The sequence below is a fragment of the Lentzea sp. NPDC060358 genome, assembly GCF_042725365.1.
In the GTDB taxonomy this organism is placed as follows: Bacteria; Actinomycetota; Actinomycetes; order Mycobacteriales; family Pseudonocardiaceae; genus Lentzea.
Map to the genome: position 1 here is coordinate 1 of NZ_JBHXCW010000426.1, position 3,117 is coordinate 3,117.

General features: G+C 71.0%; 3 protein-coding genes. 2 read left to right on the forward strand and 1 reads right to left on the reverse strand.

Features of this window, described 5'->3' with window-relative positions:
• Nucleotides 1-51: 51 nt before the first annotated feature.
• The gene (locus ACFWGZ_RS40430) at nucleotides 52-201 is read right to left on the reverse strand and encodes a hypothetical protein (RefSeq protein ID WP_382456878.1); all 150 of its coding nucleotides are present in this window, start codon (nucleotides 199-201) and stop codon (nucleotides 52-54) included.
• 138 nt (nucleotides 202-339) lie between these two features.
• Between ACFWGZ_RS40430 and ACFWGZ_RS40435 the strand changes: the two genes are divergently transcribed.
• Together ACFWGZ_RS40435 and ACFWGZ_RS40440 are read left to right on the forward strand one after the other, a co-directional pair.
• Nucleotides 340-894 (forward strand): TetR/AcrR family transcriptional regulator, encoded by a 555-nt coding sequence (locus ACFWGZ_RS40435; RefSeq protein WP_382456879.1) that lies wholly within the window; start codon nucleotides 340-342, stop codon nucleotides 892-894.
• Nucleotides 895-899: 5 nt separating this feature from the next.
• Complete coding sequence (locus ACFWGZ_RS40440; protein WP_382456880.1) at nucleotides 900-3,083, forward strand: MMPL family transporter; 2,184 nt, start codon at nucleotides 900-902, stop codon at nucleotides 3,081-3,083.
• The last annotated feature ends 34 nt before the right edge of the window (nucleotides 3,084-3,117 follow it).

A 3,117-nucleotide genomic window follows, 5' to 3' on the forward strand; every position in this document is an offset into this window, starting at 1 on the left:
GAGGTGCCCGAGCCAGGGCACCTCACCGTCGAGCAGCAGCAGCCGGTCCCGTCAGTTCTCCAGGCCGGAGCAGCAACCGGGCACGACCCGCGCACCGGTGGCGGTGTCCGCCAACGCCCGGCCGAACAGGTCGCGCTCCATCCGGCCGGACAGCTCGACGTAGCTGCCGGTCACCTCCACCACGGCGCGCATCGCGATCACCCGCCCATCGTGGTGCCTCCCCATGACCACGGGTATCCGATTTCGGGTACCGCTCCCCCGTTGGAGTGACGAAGGCCACCGACCGGATCGGTCGGTTTACCTACCGAACCGGTCGGTAAACGACGTAAAGTCATCGACATGCCACGACCGCTCAGGGCCGGAGTCGACGAGACGATCCTCGACGCCGCCGCCGCCCTCTTCGCGCGGCACGGCTTCGAACAGACCTCGTTGAAGTCGCTCGCCGACGCCGTCGGCCTGTCCAAGGCCGGCCTGCTGCACCACTTCCCGAGCAAGGACGCCCTCTTCGAGGCGGCCTGGGAGCAGAGCCGGGTGATCTGCCGGCACGTGCTCGACCTCGTCGCCGACCTGCCGGCTGGGCCCGCGCGGGAACGCCGGTCGATCGAGCTGCTCACCGACTACGCGCTGGACCGGCCGGGAATGGTGTCGCTGCTGTTCCGGTCGATGACGGCGCCCGGTGAGGACCCGCAGCAGGCGCAGGACGAGCTGCTGCTCAACGAGATGTTCGTCATCAAGCCCGACGAAGAACTGCCGCGCGCCATCCGGATCGTCGGCGCGCTCAGCGCCATGGCCGTCCTCACCCTCCTGGCCAACCAGGAGGGTGGCGACAAGACGACGTGGCGCCCCCTGATCCTCGCTACCTGTTACGACGCACTCGGGCACCGGGAGGCCTGACCACCATGGCGAAACTGCTCTACAGACTGGGCAAGGGTGCACACCGGCACCGCCTCCTGGTCGTCCTGATCTGGCTGCTCGTGCTCGTGGGCTCCGGTGTCGGCGCCTTCACGCTGGGCGGCGAGACGTCGAACTCCATGTCCATCCCCGGCCAGGAGTCGACGACCGCGCTCGAGCGGATCCAGCAGAAGTTCGGCTCCGGTGAGACCGCCTCCGCCCGTGTCGTCATCAAGGCCCCCGAGGGCCAGAAGCTCCCGCAGCACGTCAAGACGATCACCGACCTGGTGGCCGACGAGTCCGGGCTGAAGGGCGTGCGGTCGGCGACCAACCCGCTCGACCCGGCGGCGCCCAGCGTCAACAAGGACCTCGAGGTCGGCTACAGCACCGTCACCTACGACGTGAAGCCCGGCGAGGTCACCGACGAGCAGCGCGCCGAGCTCACCAAGGCCGCCGACAAGGCGCGCGCGGCCGGGCTGACCGTCGAGCTGTCCGGCACCGCGATGCAGGAGACGCCGCACGTCGGCGGGCCCACCGAGGCCATCGGTGTCGTGCTCGCGCTCGTCGTGCTCGCGCTGACCTACGGCTCGCTCGTGACCGCCGGCATGAACCTGCTGAGCGCCGGCATCGGCGTCGGCATCGGCACGCTCGGCATCACCATCGCGACCGGGTTCATGGACCTGCAGTCGACCACGCCGATCCTCGCCTCGATGCTGGGTCTCGCGGTCGGCATCGACTACGCGCTGTTCATCATCAACCGCTACCGCCAGGAGCTGCGGCGCGGCTCGGACGTCGGCCACGCCGTCGCCACCGCGGTCGGCACGGCCGGGTCCGCGGTCGTCACCGCCGGTCTGACCGTCGTCATCGCGCTGGTGGGCCTCGCGATCGCCGGCATCCCGTTCCTCACGCAGATGGGCGTCTCCGCCGCGGCCACGATCGTCGTGTCCGTGCTGATCGCCATCACGCTGGTGCCCGCCGTGCTGGCCATGCTCGGCCGCCGGGTGCTGACCCGCAAGGAGCGCTCGGCCACCGCCGAGAACCCCGTCGAGCCCAAGGACCGCGGCGTCATCCGCGGCTGGGGCGGCGCGATCACCCGCAACCGCGTGGTGGCCCTGCTGCTGTCGGTCGTGGCGCTCGGCATCGTCGCGATCCCGGTGGCCTCCATGGACACCACGCTGATCCAGCGGCCGCCGGCCGGCTCCACGCAGGAGCGCGCCGACCGCATCCTCGCGGAGGGCTTCGGCGAGGGCTTCAACGGCCCGATCATCGTGCTCGTCGAGGGTGACGGCGCCGCGGCGACCGCCACCAAGGCCGCCGAGCCGATCGCGAAGCTGTCCGACGTCGCCCTGGTGACGCCCGCCGTGCCCAGCCAGGACGGCGGGTCCGCGATGCTCACCGTCATCCCGAAGTCCGGCCCGGACAGCACGGAGACCGAACAGCTGGTCGCCGACCTGCGCGCCGAGCTGTCCGGCCTGGACGGCGGCAAGGCCTACGTCACCGGCGCCACCGCCGTGAGCGTCGACGTGGCCACGTCGCTCGACCGCGCGCTGCCGATCTACCTCGCGGTGGTCGTGGGCCTCGCCCTGGTGCTGCTGATCCTGGTGTTCCGCTCGCTGCTGGTGCCGCTCGTCGGCGTGCTGGGCTTCCTGCTCACCATCGGCTCGTCGCTCGGCGCCACCGTCGCGGTGTTCCAGTGGGGCTGGCTCGCCGACGCGGTCAACCTGGACGGCACCGGCCCGCTGATCAGCCTCACGCCGATCCTGGTGATCGGCATCCTGTTCGGCCTCGCCATGGACTACCAGATCTTCCTGGTGTCCCGGATGCACGAGGCGCACCACCGCGGCGCCAAGCCGATCGAAGCCATCACCACGGGCTTCCGCCAGGCGGCCCCGGTCGTCGTGGCCGCGGCGCTGATCATGTTCTCGGTCTTCGCGGGCTTCGTCCCCGCGGGCGAGCCGACCGTGAAGTCGATCGCGTTCGCCCTGGCCGTGGGCATCTTCGTGGACGCGTTCGTGGTCCGCATGGTGCTCGTGCCGGCCGCCCTCGCCCTGCTGGGCGAGCGCGCCTGGTGGCTGCCGAAGTTCCTGCGCTGGCTGCCCGAGCTGGACGTCGAAGGCACCGCTCTCGACGAGCTGTCCCCCAAGGGGGAGCGGCCCGGCGACGACAAGAAGGAACCGGTCCCGGTCAGCTAGTCCCGTCCGACGCCTCCGGCCCCCACCCGTGATC

Bases quoted from the DNA above. Each gene is read 5' to 3' on its own strand.
- ACFWGZ_RS40435 (WP_382456879.1), top strand. From the start codon at position 340: ATGCCACGACCGCTCAGGGCCGGAGTCGACGAGACGATCCTCGACGCC.
- ACFWGZ_RS40440 (WP_382456880.1), top strand. From the start codon at position 900: ATGGCGAAACTGCTCTACAGACTGGGCAAGGGTGCACACCGGCACCGC.